Source organism: Streptomyces sp. LARHCF249, from assembly GCF_052871255.1.
Genome location: NZ_JBIXJQ010000005.1, coordinates 127,112 through 152,333 on the forward strand (window position 1 = coordinate 127,112; position 25,222 = coordinate 152,333).

Annotated in this window: 24 protein-coding genes and 1 pseudogene; 19 read left to right on the forward strand and 6 right to left on the reverse strand. The window is 71.8% G+C overall.

Annotated elements, in window-relative coordinates; genetic code table 11:
* Window positions 1-86: 86 nt before the first annotated feature.
* Window positions 87-599: a hypothetical protein gene (locus ACIPUC_RS15565; RefSeq protein ID WP_446589849.1), complete on the forward strand. Its 513-nt coding sequence runs from the start codon at window positions 87-89 to the stop codon at window positions 597-599.
* A gap of 113 nt (window positions 600-712) precedes the next feature.
* Here the strand turns inward: ACIPUC_RS15565 and ACIPUC_RS15570 are convergent, their stop codons facing one another.
* Complete coding sequence (locus ACIPUC_RS15570) at window positions 713-2,122, reverse strand: FAD-dependent oxidoreductase (protein WP_446589851.1); 1,410 nt, start codon at window positions 2,120-2,122, stop codon at window positions 713-715.
* A 27-nt stretch (window positions 2,123-2,149) separates the two neighbouring features.
* Window positions 2,150-3,322, reverse strand: a complete 1,173-nt coding sequence (locus ACIPUC_RS15575; protein ID WP_446589852.1) for a polysaccharide pyruvyl transferase family protein — start codon at window positions 3,320-3,322, stop codon at window positions 2,150-2,152.
* Window positions 3,323-3,609: 287 nt separating this feature from the next.
* On the opposite strand from ACIPUC_RS15575, the gene ACIPUC_RS15580 reads away from it, so the two are divergent.
* Window positions 3,610-4,878 (forward strand): ATP-dependent DNA ligase, encoded by a 1,269-nt coding sequence (locus tag ACIPUC_RS15580; RefSeq protein WP_446590428.1) that lies wholly within the window; start codon window positions 3,610-3,612, stop codon window positions 4,876-4,878.
* Window positions 4,879-4,930: 52 nt separating this feature from the next.
* On the opposite strand, the gene ACIPUC_RS15585 is transcribed toward ACIPUC_RS15580, so the two are convergent.
* The 3 genes from ACIPUC_RS15585 to ACIPUC_RS15595 are packed head-to-tail and all read right to left on the reverse strand — an operon-like array spanning window position 4,931 to window position 6,038.
* On the reverse strand, window positions 4,931-5,197 hold the full coding sequence (locus ACIPUC_RS15585; RefSeq protein WP_446589853.1) for a DUF4235 domain-containing protein: 267 nt from the start codon (window positions 5,195-5,197) through the stop codon (window positions 4,931-4,933).
* Window positions 5,194-5,658: a DUF3618 domain-containing protein gene (locus tag ACIPUC_RS15590; RefSeq protein WP_446589854.1), complete on the reverse strand. Its 465-nt coding sequence runs from the start codon at window positions 5,656-5,658 to the stop codon at window positions 5,194-5,196. Before ACIPUC_RS15590 ends, ACIPUC_RS15585 begins: the two co-directional genes overlap by 4 nt.
* Window positions 5,655-6,038 carry a phage holin family protein gene (locus ACIPUC_RS15595; RefSeq protein ID WP_446589855.1) on the reverse strand — a complete coding sequence of 128 codons (384 nt, stop codon included), beginning with the start codon at window positions 6,036-6,038 and terminating at the stop codon, window positions 5,655-5,657. Before ACIPUC_RS15595 ends, ACIPUC_RS15590 begins: the two co-directional genes overlap by 4 nt.
* Window positions 6,039-6,763: 725 nt before the next feature.
* Between ACIPUC_RS15595 and ACIPUC_RS15600 the strand changes: the two genes are divergently transcribed.
* Complete coding sequence (locus ACIPUC_RS15600) at window positions 6,764-7,417, forward strand: hypothetical protein (RefSeq protein WP_446589856.1); 654 nt, start codon at window positions 6,764-6,766, stop codon at window positions 7,415-7,417.
* Between the two features lie 287 nt (window positions 7,418-7,704).
* Here ACIPUC_RS15600 and ACIPUC_RS15605 read toward each other — a convergent pair whose 3' ends face one another.
* The gene (locus ACIPUC_RS15605; protein WP_446589858.1) at window positions 7,705-8,289 is read right to left on the reverse strand and encodes a TetR/AcrR family transcriptional regulator; all 585 of its coding nucleotides are present in this window, start codon (window positions 8,287-8,289) and stop codon (window positions 7,705-7,707) included.
* Window positions 8,290-8,356: 67 nt separating this feature from the next.
* Between ACIPUC_RS15605 and ACIPUC_RS15610 the strand changes: the two are divergent.
* The 16 genes and pseudogenes from ACIPUC_RS15610 to ACIPUC_RS15685 all read left to right on the forward strand — a co-directional run.
* Window positions 8,357-8,788: pseudogene (locus ACIPUC_RS15610) on the forward strand (zinc-dependent alcohol dehydrogenase); the annotation flags it as partial.
* 235 nt (window positions 8,789-9,023) lie between these two features.
* Window positions 9,024-9,686 carry a hydrolase gene (locus tag ACIPUC_RS15615; RefSeq protein WP_229335867.1) on the forward strand — a complete coding sequence of 221 codons (663 nt, stop codon included), beginning with the start codon at window positions 9,024-9,026 and terminating at the stop codon, window positions 9,684-9,686.
* A 5-nt stretch (window positions 9,687-9,691) separates the two neighbouring features.
* Window positions 9,692-10,198, forward strand: coding sequence for a DoxX family protein (locus ACIPUC_RS15620; protein ID WP_446589859.1), 507 nt, complete (start codon window positions 9,692-9,694; stop codon window positions 10,196-10,198).
* Window positions 10,199-10,291: 93 nt separating this feature from the next.
* On the forward strand, window positions 10,292-10,870 hold the full coding sequence (locus tag ACIPUC_RS15625; RefSeq protein ID WP_446589860.1) for a Dps family protein: 579 nt from the start codon (window positions 10,292-10,294) through the stop codon (window positions 10,868-10,870).
* Window positions 10,870-12,294, forward strand: coding sequence for a dihydrolipoyl dehydrogenase family protein (locus ACIPUC_RS15630; RefSeq protein ID WP_446589861.1), 1,425 nt, complete (start codon window positions 10,870-10,872; stop codon window positions 12,292-12,294). Before ACIPUC_RS15625 ends, ACIPUC_RS15630 begins: the two co-directional genes overlap by 1 nt.
* A 125-nt stretch (window positions 12,295-12,419) precedes the next feature.
* Complete coding sequence (locus ACIPUC_RS15635) at window positions 12,420-13,277, forward strand: alpha/beta fold hydrolase (RefSeq protein WP_446589862.1); 858 nt, start codon at window positions 12,420-12,422, stop codon at window positions 13,275-13,277.
* A gap of 46 nt (window positions 13,278-13,323) precedes the next feature.
* Window positions 13,324-14,277 carry an alpha/beta hydrolase gene (locus ACIPUC_RS15640; RefSeq protein WP_446589863.1) on the forward strand — a complete coding sequence of 318 codons (954 nt, stop codon included), beginning with the start codon at window positions 13,324-13,326 and terminating at the stop codon, window positions 14,275-14,277.
* Window positions 14,274-16,160, forward strand: coding sequence for an amidohydrolase (locus ACIPUC_RS15645; RefSeq protein ID WP_446589864.1), 1,887 nt, complete (start codon window positions 14,274-14,276; stop codon window positions 16,158-16,160). The genes ACIPUC_RS15640 and ACIPUC_RS15645 overlap by 4 nt, the downstream gene beginning before the upstream one ends.
* 16 nt (window positions 16,161-16,176) lie before the next feature.
* On the forward strand, window positions 16,177-16,914 hold the full coding sequence (locus tag ACIPUC_RS15650; protein ID WP_446589865.1) for a GPR1/FUN34/YaaH family transporter: 738 nt from the start codon (window positions 16,177-16,179) through the stop codon (window positions 16,912-16,914).
* Between the two features lie 47 nt (window positions 16,915-16,961).
* Complete coding sequence (locus ACIPUC_RS15655; protein ID WP_446589866.1) at window positions 16,962-17,276, forward strand: GNAT family N-acetyltransferase; 315 nt, start codon at window positions 16,962-16,964, stop codon at window positions 17,274-17,276.
* 83 nt (window positions 17,277-17,359) lie between these two features.
* Entirely contained in the window at window positions 17,360-18,085 is a 726-nt protein-coding gene (locus ACIPUC_RS15660) for an alpha/beta fold hydrolase (protein WP_446589867.1), read from the forward strand.
* Window positions 18,086-18,188: 103 nt separating this feature from the next.
* Window positions 18,189-19,520: an ABC transporter substrate-binding protein gene (locus tag ACIPUC_RS15665; RefSeq protein WP_446589868.1), complete on the forward strand. Its 1,332-nt coding sequence runs from the start codon at window positions 18,189-18,191 to the stop codon at window positions 19,518-19,520.
* Window positions 19,520-20,485, forward strand: coding sequence for a carbohydrate ABC transporter permease (locus ACIPUC_RS15670; protein WP_446589869.1), 966 nt, complete (start codon window positions 19,520-19,522; stop codon window positions 20,483-20,485). The genes ACIPUC_RS15665 and ACIPUC_RS15670 overlap by 1 nt, the downstream gene beginning before the upstream one ends.
* Complete coding sequence (locus ACIPUC_RS15675) at window positions 20,482-21,369, forward strand: carbohydrate ABC transporter permease (protein WP_446589870.1); 888 nt, start codon at window positions 20,482-20,484, stop codon at window positions 21,367-21,369. The genes ACIPUC_RS15670 and ACIPUC_RS15675 overlap by 4 nt, the downstream gene beginning before the upstream one ends.
* 26 nt (window positions 21,370-21,395) lie before the next feature.
* Window positions 21,396-24,134, forward strand: a complete 2,739-nt coding sequence (locus ACIPUC_RS15680) for a helix-turn-helix transcriptional regulator (RefSeq protein ID WP_446589871.1) — start codon at window positions 21,396-21,398, stop codon at window positions 24,132-24,134.
* Window positions 24,135-24,267: 133 nt separating this feature from the next.
* The gene (locus ACIPUC_RS15685) at window positions 24,268-25,104 is read left to right on the forward strand and encodes an alpha/beta fold hydrolase (RefSeq protein ID WP_446589872.1); all 837 of its coding nucleotides are present in this window, start codon (window positions 24,268-24,270) and stop codon (window positions 25,102-25,104) included.
* Window positions 25,105-25,222: the final 118 nt, after the last annotated feature.

The window sequence follows — 25,222 nt, forward strand, 5'->3', positions numbered from 1 at the left end:
GCAAAGCGGTGGAGATTTCGTGAAGCGTCGGATGTCGGGTCCATGAGGGGCGGAGCGTAGCGAGCAGGGCCTGGAGAACCGGGTCGATGGCATCTGACCTCCGGGAGATGCGGATGAAGCGGTTGAAGCGGTTGAAGAACCGGTTACGCAAACCACACCTGTTGGGTGTCGGCGTCATGGTGCTGCTGCTCGGCCTGGTTGCCGCCCCCACCGCCCAGGCGGCGCCGCCCGCGGGCACTGCCGCCGAGCAGTGCACCGGCAGCTGGGACGGCATCACGTACTGGGCCAAGAGTCCGGCGGGGCGCAACGGCGGCGGCTACGCGCGCACCTACTGGAACAGTTCGACCAAGCACAACTGCGTGAAGTTCTGGTCCAGCCCCTACGACGGCCTCGCCTCGCACATCACCGTGGCGATCTTCGACGAGAGCGGCGACTACTCCATCGACCCGCCGAAGGAGCATCCGGCCAACTACCGTTACTACGCCGGGCCGCTGTACACGTGGTTCGACACGACGGGGCAGTGCATCAGCGTGAGCGGCTCGCTGGTCCGGGGCGGAGTGACCTACCGGCTGAGCACCGGGCCGATCCGGTGCGGCTGATCCGCCACCTCCGGGCGTAGGGGCCGGCAGCGCGTCCCGGCCCCAGCGCCCGCCCGGGCCCGGCAAAACCGACGCGAACCGCGAACCGCGAACCGCGAACCGGTCTCCGGGCCTCAGCGGAGGCTGGCGCCCTGGGAGCGGAGTTCGCGCTGGACCGCGCTCGCCGGGATGTCCCGAGGCCGTTTGCCCTGGGTCGCCGCCAGCGCCGCACAGACACCCGCCGCTTGCCCGGTGGCCATTGCGATCGGCATGACGCGGTAGGAGGAGTGGGCCACGTGGTCACCGGAGAGGCAGCGGCCCGCGACCAGCACCCGGTCCACGCCACGGGGGAGGAGGCAGCGCAGGGGGATGTCGTAGGACTGGCCGCGCGGGATTCGTTTCAGCGTGGTGCCGCGACCGCTCGGGTTGTGGATGTCCACCGGGTACGCTCCGCGGGCGATGGCGTCGTCGAACGTGCGGGCGGTGAGCACGTCCTCGCCGGTCAGCAGGTACTCGCCCATGATGCGGCGTGTCTCCCGGACCCCCACCTGGACGCCGCTCTGGACGACGTACGAGTCGGCGAAGCCCGGCACCCGGTCCCGCAGGAAGCGGGCGATCTGTGCCATCTGGCGGTGCGCGGTGAATTCGGCGCGGGTGAGGTCCCAGACGCTGGTGCCGAGCACTTCGGTGACGCGGGTGGAGTTGACCGCGATCTCGCCGGTGTTCGGAGTGGCGAAGAACAGCATGTCCTCGCGCGGCAGGTCCAGCTCCCCGGCATCGCTGGCGGCGCGGACCAGGTCCCACAGCCCGTGCACGCCCTTCCACTGATCGGGGTTGGCGCGGGCGTACGCGGCGAATTCCTCGTGGTCGAAGCGGACCATGCGGAACATCAGCGTCATGGGCTGGGTCCAGCCGTCCTCCGGGCGGCCGATGTCGTACGCGGCCCCGGCCGCCGCGGCGATGTCGCCGTCCCCGGTGCAGTCGACGATCACGTCCGCGTCGATGACGATCGGCCCCGACTTGGTCTCGAAGACCGCCCGTGCGCGGTCCGGCATGTCGACGACACCGGAGGCGAAGGCGTGCAGCAGCGTGCGGACCTCGTGGGTCTCCAGCAGGTCGTAGAGCACCAGCTTGAACAGCTCGGCGTCGAAGGGCACCGTGTACCCGGTCTCCAGCGAAGGGCGGATCGCCGCTCCCGCGCGCACCAGCTGTTCGAGCAGCATCCACAGCACGCCGCCGACGACCGGCTCGCCCTCGCCGTGGTCGGGCGGCAGCAGGCGTGCGGCATCACCGGCGACCGCCTGCTTGACCTCGTTGTGGAAGCTCATCAAGGGCATGACCAGCGCGGCGGTGGCGTTGCCCCCGAGGAATCCGTACCGCTCCACGAGAACCACCTCGGCGCCTGCGTTCGCGGCACCGAGGGCCGCCCCGATACCGGCCGGGCCACCACCGATCACCAGCACCTGGGTGGAGCCCGCGTGAAGGGCCCGGCGCGGGGGCAGCTCGACGCTCCGGGGAACGCGCGGCGGCATCAAGTGGGACACGATTCCTCCATTGGAAACATGGCAGGTTCAGTCGGCCGCAGAGGCTGCCATCGGCGGCGCGCGGTCGACGAGCGGAGGGGGCGCGATGCGGTCCAGGTAGGCGAGGAGCCGGTCGGCGGTCCGAACGGACCGAAGCCTCAGCGAGGCCGTGCGAGCGGCCGTACGCGCCGCGCGGGCGGGCCGCTCGTCCCACAGGCGGTCCACTTCCGCCAAGAGCAGTCCCGTGTTCTCCCTGACCACTCCGCGCAGGGCGGGAGCGCCGACCTGCTGGGCGAAGTCGAAGACCTTGCCCGCGTACGGCAGGGGCAGCAGGGGGATCCCGGACAGGGCCGCGAAGATCAGGAAGTGCAGCCTCATGCCGATGGCCAGGTCCAGCTGCGCGACCATGTCGAGCACCTGCTGGGGGCGATAGGTGCCGTGCAGCACCGTGCAGCGCTCGGCGTCCGCCATGTGGGAGACGACGGCGTGCGCGTGCCGGATGTCGTCGCGTTCCATCGGGACGAAGACGACGTGCGAGTCCAGCCGGTGCGCCAGGAAGTCTCCTACGTTGGCCAGGAGCTGGTGGTAGCCCTCTTCATCGAGGCTCTCGGCCGCGCGCCCGGGCTCCCGCACGCTCATCCCCACGAGCCGCACGCCACGGGGAACCGCCTCGGCCCGCAGGAGCTCGACCCCGCCGTCCCCGGGCTCCAGCAGCAGCGCCGGGTCGGCGGTGACCGAGACCGGACGCGTCAGCCCGGCCTCCTCCAGTACCAGCTTCGACTCCTCGTCGCGCACCGTCACCTCGGCCGCGTCGGAGAGCGTCGAACGGACCCACGCGCAGTCCACCTCGTCGGACAGCGGACCCGCGCCGACGGCGTAGGTGAAGACGGGAACACCGAGATCCTGGGCGGTCCGGGCCAGCCGCAGGTACCGGCGCGCTTCGGTGTCGTAGAGGATCCCGCCGCCCCCCAGCACCAGCACGCTGAGCCGGCGCAGGTGCTCGGAGATCCGTTCCCGGCACACGCCTTCCCATCCGACGACGTCGACGTCCGGATGGACACTGCGGCTGTGCTCGGGATTGCGGGAGAACACCAGGATCCGGACATCCGGCCGCCCGGCCCGGATGCGGTCCAGCATGGCGGTGAGGATCGCCTCATCGCCCGTATTCCGGCCACCGTAGGAACCCAGCACTCCTACGGTCACACTGCTCCGGTCACCCATGGTCGGTCCCCTAGCGTGTTTCCGGGCTTGTGACGGAAGGGCGAGCGTGAGACTCGCCGTGGGGCAGGCACCGGGGGTCGGCCACCGCGCCGACAACCGGTCCCCGGCTTTTCCCCACGCTGCCCAGTTCCCATTCCTACCCTTTTACGCACGCTTGCATCGGTTCACCACTCATGGAATCTGCGTCCAGCCGGTTTCAGCCGAAGGGCCCAGGGCGTCGGCGCTTCGTTTGTCACTGAATGTGCGGGTATGTGCGGATTATGGTTCTGACACCTCCGGTGGAGCCCATGGTGGCCCGGGCCGTGCCACGGCTGCCGGGGACACGCGCGCTGCCCGGTGGCACCGTCTTCGAGCCCAAGTACGACGGCTATCGGCTGCTGGTCTTCGCCGCAGCCGGGGAGGCGTTCCTGCAGTCCCGTAGCGGCAAGGACCTCACCGCCGGGTTTCCCGAGATCGCCGAGGCCGCGCTCGCCCTGGGCGAGGACGTGGTCCTTGACGGGGAGGCGGTCGTCTACCGCGAGGGCCGGCTCGATTTCGGCGCGCTACAGCAGCGCACCAGCGGCGGCGCCCGCAGCGTCGGAAGACTGGTCCGTGAGCAGCCGGCTCACCTGATCGCTTTCGACCTCCTGCACCACGCCGGCGCCGACCTGCTCACCTGGCCCTACCGCCAGCGCCGCGCCGCCCTGGAGTCCCTCTTCCAAGGCCATGGACTGCACGCCCCCTGGGCGCTCACACCGACCACTGCGGACCCTGCTCTGGCGAAGGACTGGATGAGGCAGTGGGCGCAGCTCGGCGTCGAGGGAATCGTCGCCAAGGGCCAGGAGCAGCCGTATCAGCCAGGCCGTCGCGGCTGGCAGAAATACCGGTTCCGTGACACCGCCGAAGCCGTGATCGGGGCGGTCACGGGAACCCTGGCCCGCCCGGAGACGGTCCTGCTCGGCCGCTACACCCCGGACGGCGAACTGCGCCTGGTCGCCCGCAGCACACCCGTCTCGAACGCGCTGCGCAAAGAGCTCCGTGAACGGCTGGCGCCGGCCGAAGCCGAGCATCAGTGGCTCGACGTGCGGATCTCCTCCCACTGGGGAAGTCGCGACCCGCTCGACTTCACCTGCGTCCAACCCGACCTCGTCGCCGAGTTTCACGGCGACGCCGCCGTCGACCGCGGCCGCTGGCGCCACCCCGTCCGCCTCCACCGCCTTCGCACCGAGATCACCCCGGACGAGATTCCCGCAGCCGAGCCCAGCGCCGCACGGTCCTCGGCACCAGGCAGCCTTGCGCCGACCCGCACCACGAAGCGAGGAATCATCGCAGCGACACCGAAACGGACCGTCTACCACATCACCCCCGGCAACGACCCGGCGCAGAAGTGGCAGGTCGAGCACACGGAAGGCCGCCGGGCCATCCGTGAACCGCACCGTACGCAGAAGGAAGCGATCGAGGCCGCCCGCCACCAGGCCGAGGGACACCAGCCCGCCCAGGTCGTCGTCCACGGACGCGACGGTCGCGTCCGCACCGAGTACACCTACGCAGGCGACCCCCGCGACGTCCCGGGCTGAGCCGGCGGACGTCCCCTTGGGGCGGGCGGGACGGGCGGCGCCGTTCGCCGGCTCAGCCGGGCCAGGTGCCGGTCACGCGCCGGGTGGTTGCGGCTCCGGCCCGGTCGACGGCGGCTTTGACGACGGCGAAGACCGCGCCTTGCAGGGCCGCGGCGAGCAGGACCTCCTGCCAGGTGCGGCTCTCGTCGGTGGCGTCGGGGGCATCGTCGTCATGGGCGATGATCTTCCAGGCCTGCTTGAACGCCGCGCCGGCGACCATGCCGCTGGCGGCGCCGAGCGCCAGGCCGACCGGCTTGTAGGCGATCTTTGATGCCTTCATCGGCACCTCCGGCTGCGGCGCAGGAGCAGAAAGACGACGAACGCGGCGGCTGCGGCGAACAGCGGGGTGCGGTTGGCCTTCGCCATGGTCGCGGCCGTCTCGGCCTTTTCGCGGACCGGGCCGGGGATCTTCTCGGCGCCGAGGTGTCCGGCGCGGGCCGCGCTGTCGCGTACCTGGGCCGCGGCGTGGGTTGCCTTGTCGAGAACCGGCTCGGGGGTCTTGTCCTTCACCAGGTGTGCGGCCTGCACTGCCGTCTCCCGGAGCTGGTCGGTGACGTGTGTCGCCTTCTCGGCGGCCTGCTCCTTGAGCTCGGCCGCCTTCTCCTTGGCCTGGGCCTTGATATCGGCCTTGGCCGCCAGCGCCTCCACGGTCTGTCCGAGTTCCTCGCGGGTGTGCTCGGCCTGCTTGCGCAACTCTTCGGGTGTGGGCGTGGATTCGTCGCCCTTGGGCTGGTCGCTCATCGGTGTGCTTTCTCCTTGATCTCGGCCACGTCGGCCTTGACACTGTCGATGGCCTGCTCAGGTGCAGGGGTGCCGACCGCGGCGATCTTCTTCTTCGCGACAGCGGCCGTCACTGCCGCGATCACTGCCAGCAGGACGGCGATGATCAGAGCCGACGCCCAGACCGGGAGGAGCAGGGCGAGGGCTGCGATTGCGGCAGCGACCAGAGCCTGCGCGGCCAAGATGCCGATCAGGCCGGCACCGCCGAAAAGGCCGCCGCCCAGTCCGAAACGTTTGCCCTTCTGGGTCATCTCCGCCCGGGCCAGCTGCATCTCTTCGCGGACGAGCTCCGAGATCTGCTGCGACGCTCGCGAGACGAGGTCGCCCACGGAGTCCTGCATGGGATCCTCACCTTCCTCCACTGCCGGGTACGGATCTGGGTACGGATCTGATGGGCGCGTCGGCTGCACGATGGCGGCCGAAGGCCTCGCTCCCGTGTTGCCGCCCGGTCAGCGGGCCGGATGGGTGCCGACGGAGCCCTGGACGGGCGCGTCGGCGCCGCGCGTCCTGACCGCACGGAACGGCAACGCATGCTGTTCTCACGCCGCGCCTACCCCACAACCGCCCCATCACCCGCGGCCATGCCAATCGGCGGACAAGGAGGCGGGCCCGGCGCGGTGGCTGCGACCCGTTTCCGAGCTGGCCGCCGATCGCCGTACGGGGAGACGCTGCCGGTGATCAGGAGGGGAGCGAAGCGACGAAGGCGGGCGTCCCCGGCTTCTTCGCGGCCCAAAGGTATGGAGGCGCGGGCCTGGGAGCAGGTGCCCGCGCGCACCGGCGCGCCCTCGCAGGCGTGCTGGACTCACCGCGGGAGTGGCGGCCGCGGCGCGGGCCAGCCGGCTCCCCTTCTGATCACCGGCGATTCGGCGGGGTTGCCTGAAACGCAGTCACCAGGTCCGAGCGTCGCTCCGCATGCCGCCACGAGGGCCCGAGAGTAGGCTCGTCTACAGCGGACGGCCGTGGTGACGACACCCATGGAACCTGCCCGCACTCGCGATTCCAGTTGTGCGCCTGGCAGCCCTTTGCCCTGGGTCGCGGGAGTCCTTCGCGACATCGAGGAGTCATCGTGGCAAGGGAACTGCTGTTCTTCAATGGTCACAGTGGCCGCATCCTCACCGCTCGGCTCGACACCAACGGGCACTTCGCCGGCCTGGACGAAGGCCGGCTCAACTCGGGCTGGACCGCCATCACCGCCGTGGGGCGCGAGCTGCTGTTCTACATTTCCGGCAGCGGCATCATCGCAACCGGTCGGCTCGATACCAACGGGCACTTCGCCGGCCTGGACGAAGGCCGGCTGAGCCCGGGCTGGACGGCGGTCACCGCGCTGGGTCGGGAGTTGCTGTTCTACAACGCTGACAACGGCATCATCGCAACGGGTCGGTTGGACACGAACGGGCATTTCGCCGGTCTGGACGAAGGTCAGGTCAACGCGGGCTGGACGGCGGTTACTGCGCTGGGTCGGGAGTTGCTGTTCTACAACGCCGACAACGGCATCATCGCAACGGGCCGGCTGGACACCAACGGCCACTTCGCCGGTCTGGACGAAGGTCAGCTGAACCCGGGTTGGACGGCGGTTACTGCGCTGGGTCGGGAGTTGCTGTTCTACAACGCCGACAACGGCATCATCGCAACGGGCCGGCTCGACACCAACGGCCACTTCGCCGGCCTGGACGAAGGAAAGCTCGACTCCGACTGGGCGATCGTCGTAGCCGTCACGTGAAGGTCAAGCGAAAGCGCCTCTGAGCTCTCGCCGAAGGATGTCGACTTCGCATGCGGCGTCGTCCGAGTGCGCCGCGGTGCCCCCCCCGCGATATGACACTCGTTATAAACCGGGTGTGGCCTGCCTCCTATTACAGTCGTCATAGGAGGCAGGCGTTACCGTCATCACCGTGAACACCTCGAAGAGCCGTCTGGGGCTGGAGCAGCGCCGCCGGCTGGCTGAGGCGCTGACCGAAGCCGTCGGGTCGCCGGCCGGCGCGTACGGGAATTCCCGGTCAGACGGCTGACTCAGGCCCCGATCGCCGTGGCGATGACGGCCTGGAGCTGCGCGGCGGTGCGGTCGAGGGGGTCGGTGCTCCGTTTGGCGCGGCACATGGCCACGGTGCCCTCGACGGAGGCGACGACGAGCGTGGCGATCTGAGCGGCCAGCTCGGCGTCGGCGCCGTGCTCCCGCAGCGAGCCGGCGAGCAGGCCCTCCCACTGCTCGAAAACCTCGGCCGCGGCGGCCAGGGCGGGCGGGACCTCGTCGGCGGGGGGTTCTTCGATGGCGACGGCCAGGACGGGGCAGCCGGCGTGGAAGTCGGTGTCGACGACGATCTTCCGCCACAGGGCGAGAAAGGCTTTCAGTCCGGCGGCCGGGCCCGCTTCCAGCTCCTTGCGCAGACTGCGGGCCACCCACTCGCCCGTGTGGCGGACGGCCTCCGTGGCCAGCTGCTGCTTGCCCTCGGGGAAGTAGTGGTACGTCGAGCCGAGCGGCGCCTTGGCGTGCTTGGCCATCTCCCTGATGCTCGTGGCGCTCAGGCCGCGCCGGCTGATCATGTCCGCGGCGCCGGCCACGATCCGCTCGCGGGACGGCGTGCTGCTCTTGGGCACCTTCTCCACCCTCCTCCGGCTATAACGCTCGTCATAGTCTACGGTCCCCTGGCGAAGGGGCAGGCCGATGCGTGAGCTGACGTACGCAGCGCGCCGCACCGTCGAGTGGCGCGAGGCTCCCGACCCCCGGGTCCAGGCGGCCGGCGAGGCGATCGTCGCGCCGGTGGCCGCCACCTCCTGCGACGTGGACTCCGTGATCCTGGCCGGACACGCCACGCGGCGGCAGCCGCACATGCGGCACAGCATCGACCCGCTGTTCGCCCTGGGCCACGAATGCGCGGCCCGGGTCGTCGACGCGGGCGACGCGGTGACCGGCGTAGCCGTCGCCCGCGCCCTCGGCGCCTCCGACGTCCTCTACGTCGACCCCGACCCCGCGCACCGCCCCCTCGCCGAGACCTACGGCGCCCGCACCGCCGAGGAGTTCGACCCGATCCCGCACGGCTTCGACCTCGCCGTCGCGGCCACCGGACGCGTTGGCCAACTCGCCCTCGCCGTGCGGCGGGCTCGGGGTACGCGCCGTTTCGGAGGAGTCTCGGGGCGAGTGTGCCGGCGTCGCGACCTTGCGCGTTCGCGCCCGTGACACTGCCCGCTCTGGCCCTTGACCGGTTGTGCGCTGTCGTGCCAACTCCTGGGCGCAGGAGGGCAACGCGGTCGGTCGGGTCGCTCCTAGCTTGAAGAAGTGCCGAGCCGCGGACGCGGCGGGCACGCTACCGATTGCTTCGAGAGGACCCCTCATGTTCGACATCAACAAGGTGCAGGCCGCCCCGAGCAAGGATCTGCTCACGCCCGACAACTCGGTCATGCTCTTCGTGGACCACCAGCCGCAGATGTTCTTCGGCACCGGGAGCGGCGATCGCGCCGCGATCATCAACAGCACCGTGGGCCTCGCCAAGGCGGCTCAGGCATTCGATGTGCCGGCCGTCCTGACCACGGTCGCCGCCGAGTCGTTCTCCGGGCCCCTGCTGCCCCAGCTCGCCGAGGTGTTCCCCAAGCACGAGGCCATCGACCGTACGACCATGAACGCCTGGGAGGACGAGGCGCTCGTGGCGGCGGTCAAGGCGACCGGGCGCAAGAAGATCATCCTGTCCGGCCTGTGGACCGAGGTCTGCCTGGTGCTGCCCGCGCTGTCCGCGCTTGAGCAGGGGTACGAGGTGTACGTGGTCTCCGACGCCTCAGGCGGCGTCAGCCCGGCCGCCCACGAGCACGCGCTCCAGCGGATGATCGCCGCCGGCGCCGTCCCGGTGACCTGGGTGCAGGTGCTCCTGGAACTGCAGCGCGACTGGGCGCGCCAGGAGTCGTACGGCGCGGTCATGGAGATCGTCAAGGCCCACGCGGGCGCTTACGGCCTGGGCGTCGTGTACGCGCAGAGCGTCATCGGCGCGCACGCCGCCGGCTGACCCACATGGACACCGGCATTCTGATCCTGCGTCTGCTGGTGGGACTGCTCGTCGCCGGCCACGGTGTGCAGAAGATCAGCTCACACCTGGGCGGCAGGGGACTCGAGGGTGGTACCGAGGAGTTCCGCGCCGACGGCTTCCGCGGCGGTGCCCTCACCGCCCTGGCGGCGGGCGGCGGCCAGATCGGATCGGGCCTGCTGCTCGCCGCCGGTTTCCTGACCCCGCTCGCCGCGACCGGCGCCATCGGGGTCATGACGGTCGCGCTCACCGTGAAATGGCGCCACGGGCTCTGGGTGCAGAACGACGGATACGAGTACCCGCTCGTCCTCATCGGGACCGCCGCCGCTCTCGCCGCCACCGGACCGGGGGCCTGGTCCCTCGACGCGGTCCTCGGCCTCACGCCGTACCCGCTGTGGTGGGCGGCCCTCGCGCTCGCGGCCGGTCTCGGCAGCGGGTTCCTCACCCGGCTCGTCCTGCACCGGCCCCCCGCCCCGGCGGTCGCCGACCGCTGAGCGCGAGCCGCACAGACCGGGTCCGGCCGGCCGCGTACCCCCGACCGGGCCGGCCGGGCCCTTCCCGCCCTCTCTCCCGAACAGGAGCACCCGATGGACACCCTCACGACCCCGCACGGCGGCGGCCAGCCGCTGCTGCACCAGCAGGGCGCCGAGACCCAGGCGTTCGGCACGCTCAAGCAGTTGCCGATCGGCCTCGGCCACGACACCCGCATGTACGCCTGCCAGCGGCTGAACCGTGTTCTCGCCGACACGCAGATCCTCTACTCCCTCTACAAGAAGCACCACTGGCTCATGCGAGGGGCGACCTTCTACTCGCTCCACCTGATGCTGGACAAGCACGCGGAGGCCCAGCTGGCCATCGTGGACGCGCTGGCCGAGCGGGTCCAGAGCCTCGGCGGCGTCGCCGTCGGGGACCCGCGCCACGTCGCGGAGCTGACTGCGATCCCCCGGCCGCCGGACGGCGTCGAGCCGGTGCCCGTCATGCTGTCGCGGCTCCTCGACGCGCACGAGCGGATCCTGACCGACGCCCGGGACGCCGCCGCCCGGCTCTCCGGGGAGGGCGACGAGGGCAGCGCCGACCTGCTCGTCTCCGATGTCATCCGCACCGGTGAGGCGCAGGTGTGGTTCCTCGCCGAGCACCTCGTGGACACCCCTCTGGTGCGCGGCTGATGGACACGTACGACGTCGTCGTGGTCGGCGGCGGTCCGGCCGGCGAGGTCGTCGCCGACCGGACCGTCCGGTCGGGGCTGACCGCCGTCGTCGTCGAGGCCGAGGCGGTCGGCGGTGAGTGCTCCTACCGTGCATGCGTGCCGAGCAAGGCCCTGCTGCGTCCCGGCGCCGCCCGAGCGGCGGCCCGGTCGGTCGACGGGGCCCGGCAGGCGGTCACGGCGGCACTCGACCCGGCACGCGTCCTGGCCCGGCGTGACCGTTTCACCGGGCGCGGTGACGACACCGGCCAGGCCGACTGGCTCGGCGGTGCGGGCATCGCGCTCGTACGGGGGCACGGACGGCTCGCCGGTGAGCGCCGGGTGGAGGTGACCGGGGCCGACGGCACGGTCCGTACCCTGCGGGCCCGGCGCGCGGTCGTGGTCTGCACCGGCACGGAGCCCGCCCTTCCGCCGGTCGAAGGGCTCGACCGGATCGGTGTGTGGACCAGCCGGCAGGCCACCACGGCCGACGCGGTGCCCGAGCGGCTCGTCGTCATCGGCGGGGGAGTGGTGGCCTGCGAGATGGCCACCGCGTGGCGCTTGCTCGGCTCCTCCGTCACCCTGCTCGTCCGCGACCAGGCCCTGTTGACCGGCTGGGAGCCGTGCGCCGGCGAAGAGGTCACCCGGGGGCTGAGCGATCTGGGCGTCACGATCCGCTTCGGGGTGTCGGCCGTCCGGGTCGCCCGTGACGCCGCCACCCGCACGGTGACCGTGAACACGGACGACGGCGCGGCCCTCGCCTGCGACGAGGTCCTCGCCGCCGTCGGCCGGCGCCCGCGCACCGCAGACCTCGGCCTGGACTCCGTCGGACTGCCGGCAGGCGACTGGCTCCCGGTCGACGACACCTGTCGGATCACGGCGGTCGAGGGCACATGGCTCTACGCCGTCGGCGACGTGAATCACCGTGCGCCGCTGACCCACATGGCCAAGTACCAGGCCCGCGCCTGCGCGGCGGCGATCGTCGAGCGAGCAGCGGGGCGCCCGGCCGTGACCGGCGGCCGGCAGCCGTGGAGCGCGGAGGCCGACCACATTGCCGTCCCCCAGGCCGTCTTCACCCGTCCCGAGGTCGCGAGCGTCGGTCTCACGGAACGCGCGGCACGCGAAGCGGGTCTCGCGGTACGCACGGTGGAGTACCGCATCGACGACGTGGCCGGCGCCGCGCTCCACGCGGACGACTACCGCGGCCTCGCCAAGCTCGTCGTCGACGAGACCCGGGGAGTCGTCGTCGGCTGCACGCTCACCGGCCCCCTGGCGACCGAACTCGTCCACACCGCCACGGTGGCCATCGTGGGCGAGGTCCCCCTGGAGCGCCTGTGGCACGCCGTGCCCGCCTTCCCGACGGTGAGCGAGGTCTGGCTCCGGCTCCTGGAGGCGTACGGCCTCTGAGGCGCGGCCCCGCCCGACCGCCGCACCCGCTCTGCCCCATCGGCGCACCCTCCCGTCCCCCGACCGGCGTACCCCCGCCCGCCCTCGCGCACCCGAATGCCTCACCACCCGACAAGGAAACACTCATGCATCCCAAGAGGCGCACGCTCGCCCTCGCCCTGCCGGCCACGCTGGCCGCCCTGATGGGCGCCGCACCCGCCGCACCCGCCGCACCCGCCGCACCCGCCACACCCGCGAGCGGCCCGGCCGCCGCCGACGCCGACCGGCACGGACCCAAGCCCACGATCGTCCTCGTCCACGGGGCGTTCGCCGACGCCTCCAGCTGGAGCGGCACGATCAGGCGGCTGCAGCGCGCCGGCTACCCCGTCCTGGCCCCCGCCAACCCGCTGCGCGGTCTCGCCGCGGACACCGCCTACCTGCGCAGCGTGCTGGCCGCCGTCGAGGGCCCCGTCGTCCTGGTCGGCCACTCCTACGGCGGCGCCGTCATCAGTGGCGCCGCGCTGGGCGACAGCCGTGTGAAGGCCCTCGTCTACATCGCCGCGTTCACCCCGGACAAGGGCGAGAGCGCGGCCGAGCTCGCCGCCAAGTTCCCCGGCTCCACCCTCGGTGACACGGTGAACCCGCGGTCGTACCCGCTGCCCGGCGGTGGCACCGGCACCGAACTCGTCATCGAACGGGCCACGTTCCACCGGCAGTTCGCAGCCGACGTCTCCACCGCCGACGCGGCCGTCATGGCCGCGACCCAGCGTCCGGTCGCCACCGCCGCGCTGGAGGAGAAGGCCGGGGAAGCGGCCTGGAAGACGATCCCGTCCTGGTCGCTGATCGCCACCGCCGACAAGAACATCCCGCCGGCCGCCGAACGGTGGATGGCCCGGCGCGCCGGCTCGCACATCACCGAAGTGGACGCGTCGCACGCCGTGGCCGTCTCCCGTCCGGCCGCGGTCACCGACGTGATCCTCGACGCCGTACGGGCGACCCGCTGAGCCCGACCTGCGACCCTCTCGTACATCCCCAGGAGGAGAACCCCTCATGAAGAACCGTCCGATCCTCGAACCCGCCGCCCAGGCCTTCGCCGATGCCACCGCCCGGCCGCCGTACCTCCACCAGATCCCCGTCGCCGAAAGCCGCAAGGCCGTGGACGGTGTCCAGAGCGGTGAGGGAGTCCCCCTGCCCGAGGCCGACGAGGAGTGGATCACCGTCCACGGCGGCCCGACCGGCGACGTCCGCGCCCGGATCGTCCGCCCCCGCGGCGCCACAGGCCCGCTTCCCGTCATCCTCTACATCCACGGCGCGGGCTGGGTCTTCGGCAACGCCCACACCCACGACCGGCTCGTCCGCGAACTCGCCGCCGGCACCGGGGCGGCCGTGGTGTTCCCCGAGTACGACCTCTCGCCCGAGGCCCGGTACCCCGTCGCCATCGAGCAGAACTACAGCGTCGCCCAGTGGATCGCCCGCGAGGGACACCACAAGGAGCTCGACGGCACTCGGATCGCCGTCGCGGGCGACTCGGTCGGCGGCAACATGAGCGCCGCCCTCACCCTCATGGCCAAGCAGCGAGGCGACGTCGTGCTCGTCCAGCAGGTCCTCTTCTACCCGGTCACGGACGCGAGCTTCGACACCGACTCGTACCACCGGTTCGGCGAGGGCTACTTCCTGCGCCGCGACGCCATGAAGTGGTTCTGGGACCAGTACACGACCGCCGAGGCCGAGCGGGCCCAGATCACCGCCTCCCCGCTGCGCGCCTCCACCGAGCAGCTCACCGGCCTGCCGCCGGCCCTGGTCATCACTGCCGAGGCCGACGTCCTGCGCGACGAGGGCGAGGCGTACGCGGCGAAGCTCCGTGCCGCCGGCGTCCCCGTCACCGCCCTGCGCGTCCAGGGCGTCATCCACGACTTCGTGATGCTGAACGCACTGCGCGAGACGCAGGCCGCGGAACTCGCCATCGGTCTCGCCACCGACACCCTCCGCAAGGCCCTCGCATGACCGGGCCGTCGACGAGCATGCCGGTGGCGGGCTTCGTCCCCGCCCCGTGTCGGAAGCACGAGCACGCCGACCTCCTCGTCCGCAACGCCAAGGTCTTCACCGGTGACCCCGACCGGCCCGAGGCCCGTGCCGTCGCGATCCGCGACGGCAGGGTCGCGGCCCTGGGCGACGACCACGACCTCGCCCACCTCGTCGGGCCGGGCACCAAGGTCGTCGACGCCCTCGGCCGCCGGGTGATCCCCGGCCTCAACGACTCGCACCTGCATGTCATCCGGGGCGGCCTGAACTACGTCCTGGAGCTGCGCTGGGACGGCGTACGAAGCCTCCGACACGCCCTCGCGATGCTGCGCGAGCAGGCCGGCCGCACCCCGAAGGGGCAGTGGATCCGGGTGGTGGGCGGCTGGACCGCCGAGCAGTTCGCCGAGCGCAGGATGCCGACCGTCGCCGAGCTGAACGCCGCCGCCCCCGACACCCCGGTCTTCGTCCTGCACCTGTACCAGTCGGCGCTGATGAACCGGGCCGCGGTGCAGGCGGCCGGATTCACCCGCGACACGCCGGATCCCCGCGGCGGACAGATCGTCCGGGGCCGGGACGGCGAACCCAACGGCGTGCTCCTCGCGGCGCCGAGCGCCCTCATCCTGTACTCGACCCTGGCCAAGGCGCCGGCTCTCGACGAGGCCGACAAGCGGACGTCGACGCGCCACTTCCTGCGCGAGCTGAACCGCTTCGGACTGACGTCCGCGGTCGACGCCGCCGGCGGGTTCCAGAACTTCCCCGACAACTACGCCACGGTCGTCGACCTCGCCCGGTCGGAGGAGCTGACCCTCCGGATCGCCTACCACCTCTTTCCGCAGACGGCCGGTCAGGAGCTCGCCGACCTGAAGCGCTGGACCGAGATGGTCAAGCCCGGGGACGGGGACGAATGGCTCCGGCTCAACGGCGCGGGAGAAAACCTGACGTGGGCCGCCGCCGACTTCGAGAACTTCTCCGAGCCCCGGCCCGAACTCGCCGCCGGCTACGAGACCGAATTCGAGAGCGCCGTCCGACTGCTGCTCGAGAACGGCTGGGGCTTCCGGCTCCACGCGACCTACGACGAGACGATCCGCCGCGACCTGGCCGTCTTCGAGAAGCTCGCGGCCGAAGGGCTCTTCCCCGGCGGCAACCGCTGGCTCTTCGACCACGCGGAGACGGTCTCGGCCGACAGCCTCGACCGGATCGCGGCCCTGGGCGGCGCCCTCTCCGTCCAGAACCGCATGTCCTTCCAGGGCGCCGCGTTCCTCGACCGCTACGGCGCCGAGGCCGCCGCCCACACCCCGCCGGTCCGGGGCATGCTCGACCGAGGCCTGACCGTCGCCGCCGGAACCGACGCCACCCGCGTCTCCTCGTACAACCCGTGGGTCGCGCTCCACTGGCTGGTCACCGGGCGCACCGTCGGCGGCACGGCCCTCTACCCGGCCGGGAACCTGGTCGACCGGGAGACCGCCCTCGGCCTCTACACCCGGGGAGGGGCGCAGCTCACCGGCGAACAGGACGTCAAGGGCGTGCTCCGGGAGGGGCGTTACGGCGACCTCGCGATCCTGTCGGACGACTACCTCACCGTGCCCGAGGCCGTCATCCCCGACATCGAGTCCGTCCTCACCGTCGTGGGCGGCCGGATCGTCTACGCGACCGCCGAGTACGAGGGCCTCGACGAGGCCGTCCCGCCGGTGAGCCCCGAGTGGAGCCCGGTGGCCCACTTCGGCGGTTACCGGAGCGGTGCGCAACAGGCGGTGTCCGTGGCCGAGGCCGTCGCCGAGTCCGAGCAGCACCGCCGCTGGCGCGTCGCCCGCGGCTCCGTCCCCGACACGGCGCCGTCCTTCGTCGACCCCTGCTTCGAGCACTGAAAGAGAGATCCACCCGATGTCCGCAGCCTCCCCCGCCGCCGACAGCGGCGACACCCCGGCGACCTCGCCGGACGCGCCCCAGGGACGCCGTTTCGAACCGGACCTCCGGTCGATGACACGGATCAACCTGCGCCCCATCGCCTCACCCATGCCGCTCGGCTTCTTCACGATAGCCATCGCCTCCGTGATGACGGGCTGCCTCCAGCTCGGGCTCTTCGACGAGGCCGCCCGCGCCGCCGTCGCCTTCACCGTGCTCCCGGCCTTCGTCCTCCAACTCCTCGTGAGCTTCCTGGCCTTCGGCGCCCGTGACGTGATCGCGGCGACGCTGATGGCGGTGTTCGCCGGCAGCTGGCTGCCCTACGCGCTCATCATGCTCAGCGGCGCGGCCGACGGCCTTCAGGTCCTCGGCGTGTTCAACCTGGCGCTCCTCTGCTTCGGGGCCCTGATGACCGCCGTGACCCGGCCCAAGCGCGCGCTGTGGCTCGTCCTCGCGGTCTCCCTCCCCCGCTGGGCGGCCACCGGCCTCGCGGGCATCACCGGCGCCGAATGGCTGACGCGCACGTCCGGTGCGCTCGGCCTCGTGGTGGCGCTGGTCGCGATGTACACGGCGTTCGCGCTGATGCTCGAGGACATGCGCAGCGAGCAGGTCCTGCCCATCGGCCGCAGCGGCCCCGCTCACCTCGCCGTGGAAGGCGACCTGGCCGTCCAGCTCCGCAACCTGGAACGCCAGGCGGGCGTACGCCGCACGCTCTGACCGCGCCCACCCACCCCCGTCACACCACGACCGCACAGGAGCAACCCATGGAACCGCAGGTGACGGACCGGCCCGAGAAGTCCCGGTACGAGATCCTCGCCGGCGACGACGGCACCGAGACCGCGGGCTTCGCCGAGTACCGCCTCTCGGAGGGCGAGATCGCCTTCATCCACACCGAGATCGACAGCCGGTTCGCCGGCCGGGGTTTGGGCGGGCTGCTCGCCCGCGGGGTCCTCGACGACGCCCGGTCCCGAGGGCTGCGCGTCCTGCCGTACTGCCCCTTCATCCGGGGCTGGGTCGGCAAGCACCCCGAGTACACCGACCTGGTGCCCGAGACCAGGCGCGCCCGCTTCGGCCTGTGAAGCACCACACGAACACCACACATCCGCCTCCCGCCTCCCGCATCCCCAGCCCCATCCCCCGTCACGCACTGAGGAGTTCCCCCATGTCCCGACACGCCCGCCCCACCGCCGTCCTGGTCCACGGCGCCTTCGCCGACGCCTCCAGCTTCGCCCGCGTCATCCCCGAACTGGCCGCCGCCGGCATGGAAGTGGTGGCCCCGGCCGTGCCCAACCGCAGCCTCGTCGACGACGCCGCGTACATCGCCTCGGTGATCCGCGCCGTCGAAGGCCCCGTGATCCTGGTCGGGCACTCCTACGGCGGCGCCGTCATCACCCTCGCCGGCACGGAGGACAACGTCCGCGCACTGGTGTACCTCGCGGGATACGCGCTCGAGGAGGGCGAGAGCCTGGGCGAGCTGCAGGGCCGCTTCCCCGACTCCGGCCTCGCCGACGCGCTCGTCTACACGCCGTTCCCGGTGGCCGGCTCCACCGAGACCGGCACCGACGTCTCGGTGGAGATCGAGAAGTTCCCCGCCCTCTTCGCGGCGGACGTCGACCCCGACCTCGCCGCGGTGCTCGCCGTCTCCCAGCGCCCCCTGGCCGCACGTGCCTTCTCGGAGGCGGCGCCTGCCGCGGCGTGGAAGACCAAGCCCTCGTGGGGTCTGGTCGCCTCCTCCGACCGCACGATCAACCCCGATGTGGAGCGCTACGGGTACGAGCGCGCCGGCATGACCACCGTCGAGGTCGACTCCTCCCATCTCGTCATGCTCTCCCAGCCCAAGGCCGTGGCGGAGCTGATCCAGGACGCGGCCCGGTCCACCGCCCACTGACCCGATCGTTCAGGATCGAACGATTAGTCGATAATGTTCGAGCGCTGGTAGCTTCTGATCGCCCCCGAGGACCCCTCGGCGGGCGATCGGAGGAGATACACCCATGAGGTTCGGCGCGAGGCTCGCGCTCGCCGTCATCGCCCTCGCCGCCCTTGCCACCGCCTGCGGTGTTCCGCAGGACAGCGGTCCGCAATCGCACACCGCCGCGGACTGCGGGCCGTACGCCAGGTACGGCAAGCACCCCGGCACCAAGGTCACCGTCTACGCGGAGAACCGGGACCGGGAGGCCGACCTGTTCGAAGAGACCTGGGCGGACTTCGCGGACTGCACGGGAATCGACGTCCAGTACGAGGGGGACGGGGAGTTCGAGGCCCAGATCCAACTCCGGGTCGACGGCGGGAGCGCCCCTGACGTGGCGTTCTTCCCTCAGCCCGGGCTCCTGGAACGCTTCGCCCGGGCGGGGAGGCTCAAGCCCGCGGGCGCCGGGGTCGTGGCCCTCGCGCAGCAGGGCTGGTCGGCTGACTGGAACAGCTACGCGACCGTCAACGGCACCCTCTACGGCACGCCGCTGGTCGCGAACGTGAAGTCGTTCGTCTGGTACTCGCCGCAATTCTTCCGCGACAGGGGACTGGGCGTTCCCCGCACCTGGTCCGAGCTGATGGCCGTGACGGAGAAGGTCGCGGCGTCGGGTGTCAAGCCGTGGTGCGCGGGCATCGAGTCCGCCGAGGCGACCGGCTGGCCCGTGACGGACTGGATCGAGGACGTCCTGCTGCGTCAGCAGGGCACGGACGTCTACGACCAGTGGGTCGCCCACGAGATCCCGTTCAACGACCCGCGGGTCATCAAGGCCATGGACACCGTGGGGTCCATCCTCCAGAACGACCGGTACGCCAACGGCGGTTTCGGTCCGGCCCGTTCGATGGCGTCGATCTCCTTCCAGGAGGCCGGCACACCGATCCTCACCGGCGACTGTGCGATGCACCGCCAGGCCTCGTTCTATGCCGACATGTGGCCGAAGGGCACCGAGATCGGACCGGACAAGGACGTCTACGCCTTCCTCCTGCCGGGGGCCGACCCGGCCAACCGCCCCGTACTGGGCGGCGGAGTGTTCACGGCGGCGTTCGCCGACCGTCCTGAAGTGCGGGCCTATCAGGAGTATCTGGCCTCCGCGGACTTCGCGAACGCGCGCATGAAGAAGGGCCCGTTCGTCTCGGCGAACAAGGGCGTGGATCTGGCGAACGCCGCCACCCCGGTCGACAGGCTCTCGATCCAGCTGCTCCAGGATCCCCACACACAGTTCAGGTTCGACGGTTCGGACCTGATGCCCGCTTCGGTCGGCGCCGGGACGTTCTGGAAGGGATCCGTCGACTGGATCGGCGGCGCGAGCACCCGGCAGGTCGCCGACTCCATCGAACGGTCCTGGCCGAGCCACTGATGTCGTTCGACGTCGTCGCCCAGCAGCCCAAGCTGCTGTACCTGCTCCAGGGCGTCGCCGCCTTCGCGGCGGTGGTCTCCCTGATCCTGCTGGCGCTGCACCGGGGGCCGGTTCGGAGAAGGGCCGCGGCCCTTCTGCTGCTGGCCCCCGCGCTGCTGCTGCTCACGATGGGCCTCCTCCTGCCCGCTCTGCGCACCCTGGCGCTGTCGTTCACGGAGAACGGGGGAGACGCGTGGGCCGGCTTCGACAACTACGTGTGGATGGTCACCGACCCCCGGGCGCTGGTGGCGCTGCGCAACACCCTGGCGTGGGTGGTGCTCGTGCCGCTGCTGGCAGCCTCGGTCGGTCTGCTCTACGCGGCGGCCGTCGTACGGTCGCGGTTCAGAGCGTTCGCGCTGTCCCTCGTCCTGATGCCGATGGCGATCTCCTTCGTCGGCGCGGGTGTCGTCTGGAAGTTCGTCTACGCCTACCGTCCCGTGGAGGCCGGGCAGATCGGGCTGCTGAACCGGCTCGTCGTCGCGTTCGGCGGCGAACCGAGGCAATGGCTCGTGGACTCTCCCTGGAACGTCCTGTTCCTCATCGTGGTGATGGTGTGGACACAGGCGGGCTTCGCGGCCGTCCTGCTGGCCGGCGCGATCAGGGCCGTGCCCGGAGAGCTGACCGAGGCGGCCCGACTCGACGGCGCGTCCCCCCGGCAGATCTTCTGGCGGATCACCATGCCGTCGATCAGGCCCACGCTGCTCGTCGTGGTCCTCGCCCAGGCGATCGGCACCTTCAAGGCCTTCGACATCGTCAAGACCATGACCGGCGGACAGTTCGACACGGGCGTCATCGCCCACGAGATGTACGACCAGGCCTTCCGCTACGGCGAGACGGGCCGCGGTGCGGCGCTCGCGGTGCTCCTCTTCGTCCTCGTCACCCCCTTCGTCGCCCACCAGGTCCGGGCACAGCGGAGGACAGCGTGAACGGCGTCCGGGAGCGTCTGGCCTCCCGCGCCTTCACATCCATCGCCGTGGTGATCGCGGTCCTCTGGACGACACCGACCCTCGGTCTGCTGCTCTCCTCGTTCCGTCCCGAGGAGGAGATCAAGACGACGGGCTGGTGGACCGTGTTCGGTGCGCCACACCTCACGCTCGACAACTACGGCGAGGTGCTGTCCGGCGGCGGGAACGGGTCGGGGCGGCTCGCGGAGTACTTCGTCAACTCCGTCGTCATCACCCTCCCCTCGGTGCTGTTCCCGCTCGTGCTGGCGTTCTTCGCGGCGTACGCCCTGGCGTGGATCGACTTCAGGGGGCGGGACGCGCTCGTCGTCGGCATCTTCGCGCTGCAGGTCGTGCCGCTCCAGATGGCGCTCGTCCCCCTCCTGAAGCTGTTCTCCCAGGGCTGGCTGTTCCTGCCCGCGTGGAACCTCACCGGTCCCGCGCGTTTCGGCCAGGTCTGGTTCGCCCACACGGTCTTCGCGCTGCCGTTCGCGGTGTTCCTCCTGCACAACTTCCTGGCCGGGCTGCCCCGGGACCTGATCGAGGCCGCCCGCGTCGACGGCGCGTCGCACGGGACGCTGCTGCTCCGGATCGTGCTGCCCCTGGCCCGTCCGGCCCTGGTCTCCGTCGCCATCATCCAGTTCATCTGGGTGTGGAACGACCTCCTCGTGGCACTGACGCTGTCGGGCGGGACGGCCGAGACCGCGCCGATGGCGGCCAGACTGGCGAGCCTGGCCGGGACGTACGGCAACGAGTGGCAAAGGCTCACCGCAGGAGCCTTCGTGGCGGCTTTCGTCCCGCTGCTCGTCTTCTTCTCCCTCCGGCGGCACTTCGCACGGGGACTGCTCGCCGGATCGGTCAAGGGATGAGCACCGACCGGCCCGGGGGAGCAGGCATGGCGGTGCCCGGGAGCACGGCGCTGAGCCGGCCCGGGCTGCGGGGCCGCGAAGCCGAACTGGAGCGGCTGCGCGCCCTGGTCGAGGCGGTGCGGGGCGGCGAGGGAGGAGCGATCGCGCTGCTCCTGGGCGAGCCCGGGATCGGGAAGACCGTACTGCTGCAGGAGACCGTCTCGATCGCGCGGGCCCACGGGTTCGCCGTCAGCCATGGACGCGCCGAGGAACTCCACGAGCTGGCACCGCTCGCCTCACTGGCCTCCGGCCTCCTGCACGGTGACCCGCCGCTGCTGTCCAGCAGGGACTTCGCAGACCTCGCGGGCCATCACGACCAGCGCATCTGGCTCGTCGAACGGCTGGCCCAGCTGATCGAGGAACGCTCGGCGGGCACGCCCGTACTGATCGCGGTCGACGACGTCCAATGGGCCGACCCGCTGAGCCGGTTCGCCCTGAGTGTCATGCCGGCACGGCTGCTCAGCTCCCCGGTCCTCTGGCTGCTCACGGGCAGGAACGACCCGGAACTCTACGGGCAGGGGCCGCGGACGACGACCCTCCCCCTCCGGCCGCTGTCCGACACGGCCCTGGCCGAGCTGGCACGGGACGTCCTCGGCGGAGACGTGCCGGCGCAGGTCGCGGAACTTCTCGACGGGGCGGGAGGCAACCCCTTCCTCGCGGCCGAGATGCTCACGGGCATCGCGGCGTCGGGCGCGGACGCGCCGGAGCCGCCGGAGCGACTGGTCCTCGGTGTACGCGACCGGCTGGCCGACCTCCGGCCGGACACCCTCCACTTCCTGCGGATCGGCTCGGTCCTCGGCCGCGCGTTCTCGCTCGCGGACGCCGCCGCACTGTGCGGCCGGCCCGCCTCCGGACTCAGCGCCGAAGTGGACGAGGCGATCGCCGCCGCCCTGCTCCACGACGACGGCGAACGCCTCCTGTTCCGCCACGACCTGCTCCGCCAGGCGGTGTACGCCGATCTCGCCCCCTCCGTACGCCGGGCGCTCCACCGTGAGGCCGCGAGCCGGCTCGTCGCGGCGGGCCGGAGCTCCACCGACGCGGTCCCGCATCTGCTGAAGAGCGCCGAACCCGGCGACCAGGAGGCGATCGGGCTGCTAGGCACGGCCGCCACGGACGTGATCGCCGTGATGCCCGACCTCGCCGCCGACCTGGCCGTACGCGCCCTGGAACTCGTACCGCCCCATGCGCCCATGGTGTTCGACGTGGGAGAACGGGCCATCGTCGCGCTGACCCGCGCGGGCCGGTACACCCAGGCACGGGATACCGGCGACACGCTGCTCGCCCGGCAGCCGCCCCTGGACGTCTTCGCCCGTCTGCAGTCCGTACTCGGCGACACGCTGTGGCACCTCGACGACGTCCACGAGCTGACCCGCCGCTCGACGGCAGCGCTGGCCGCCGTCACCGACCCGGTGATCCGCGCCCGGCTCACCGCCCGGCAGGCCCTCGCCCGGTCCCGCGGGCGCGACCTCGGGGCCGCTCGCGAGACCGGCGAACGGGCGCTCGCCGAGGCGGAGCGGTCCGGTGACCGGGAGGCCCGTGTCCTCGCGCTGTGGGGCCTCGGCGAGATCGCCCTCAACGCGGGCGACTGCGCCGCCGCCGTCGAACACCACACGGCGCTGAGCGTGTTCGACACGGCCTTCCTGCCCGAGGAGGCCGTCGCCCGCATCCACATGGACGACTTCGACACCGTACGGCGACTGCTCCGGACGGCGGGCGACGCTCCCCTGCGCCCCGCCATGCTGAGCTGGGCCCAGGGAACCCTGAACATGGGGCTCGGCCGGCTCGACGACGCGGACGCCGACCTCGTCACCGCCGAGCGGCTCGAAGCGGACCTCCACGTGCCCGGCAACCTGGTCAACATCCGTGTCAACCGCGGCCTCCTCGCGATGCTGCGCGGCGACCGCGAAGCCGCGCGGGAACACCTGGACGTCGTGCGGGCGACCGTGGCCGAGCGGCCGAACACGGGCAACCACGCCGCGCACCAGTACTTCGAGGCCGTCGTCGCCGACGCCGACGGCGACCACGCGGCAGCGGCCGAACTGGTCCGATCCGTGCAGCGTGACCATCCCTTCCTCCGATGGCGGCTCCTACGCCCGCACGTCGTCCAGGCCGTGCGGATCGCCCTGCGCGGCGGGGACCGGAACCTGGCCGAGGAGCTCGCGGCCCAGGCGGCAGAGCACGCCACCCGCAACCCTTCCGTGCCGACCGCACAGGGGACGGCCGCCCACGCGGCCGGCCTGGTGAACGCCGACCACGGACTCCTGGAGCGATCGGTCCGCGTCCTGCTCACCGGCCTCCGGCAGCTGCCCCTCGCCGCCGCATCCGCCGACCTCGGGCGCGCTCTTCTCGCGGCAGGCGACTCCGCCGCGACACCCGCCCTGACCAGGGCGCACGACATCTACGCCCAGGCGGGGGCCGACGCCGAGGCAGACCGGGTCCGGGCCGATCTGGAACGGGCCACGAGCCGATCCGGCCGGCGCACCGGAGGCCTCCGGCCGCGCCCCGGTCAGGGCTGGGACGCGCTCACGGCCTCGGAACGCAAGGTGGCCCGGCTGATCGCCGCGGGCCACACCAACCGGTCGGCCGCGGAGGCCCTCGTCGTCTCCCCGCACACGGTCAACACCCATCTGGCGTCGATCTTCCGCAAGCTCTCGGTGCGCTCGAGGGTCCACCTGGCCCGGATCGTGCTTGCGGAGGGCGGCGCCGGAACGGTCACCGGCGGCTGAGCAACCTCTGCGCCCCCGTGCAAGGTGTGGTGCGCGGTACGGCAACAGGAGGCGCAGGACCGGTCCTAGCGTGACGGGCATACCGCGCCGCTCCGACGCGCGGACCAGCCGACCGAATCGAGGAAGCATCCCCATGCCGTACATCACCGTGGGCCAGGAGAACACCAACCCCATCGAGCTGTACTTCGAGGACCGGGGTGCCGGGCAGCCCGTCGTCCTCATCCACGGCTTCCCGCTCGACGGCCATTCCTGGGAGCGCCAGAGCGCCGCGCTGCTCGACGCCGGGTACCGCGTGATCACGTACGACCGCCGCGGATTCGGGCAGTCCTCGCAGCCGGCCACCGGCTACGACTACGACACCTTCGCGGCCGACCTGAACACCGTGCTGGAGACCCTCGACCTGAACGACGCCGTCCTGGTCGGCTTCTCCATGGGCACCGGCGAGGTCGCCCGCTACGTGTCCGCGTACGGCTCCGACCGCGTCGCCAAGGTCGCCTTCCTGGCCTCGCTCGAGCCCTGCCTGCTCCAGAGCGACGACAACCCGGACGGCGTCGCCCCGAAGGAGTTCTTCGACGGCGTCGTCGCCGCCGTCAAGGCCGACCGCTACGCCTACTACACGGCCTTCTTCAACGACTTCTACAACCTCGACGAGAACCTGGGCACCCGCATCAGCGAGGAGGCCGTCCGCAACAGCTGGAACACCGCGGCCGGCGGCGGCTCCTTCGCCGCGTCCGCCGCGCCGGCGACCTGGTACACCGACTTCCGCGCCGACATCCCCGCCGTCGACGTGCCGGCCCTGATCCTGCACGGCACCGCCGACCGCATCCTGCCGGCCGAGGGCACCGCGCGCCCCTTCCACAAGGCGCTCCCGTCGGCCGACTACGTCGAGATCGAGGGCGCCCCGCACGGTCTGCTGTGGACCCACGCCGAGGAGGTCAACACCGCCCTCCTCGCCTTCCTGGCGAAGTGACGCAGCACCGTTGACCCGCCGGGGGGCGCCCGAGCCCCCCGCCGCCCCCCCCCCCCCCCGGGCCCCCCGCCGGCCCCCCCCCCCCCCCCGGGGCCCGCACCCCCAAGCGTGCGGGCAC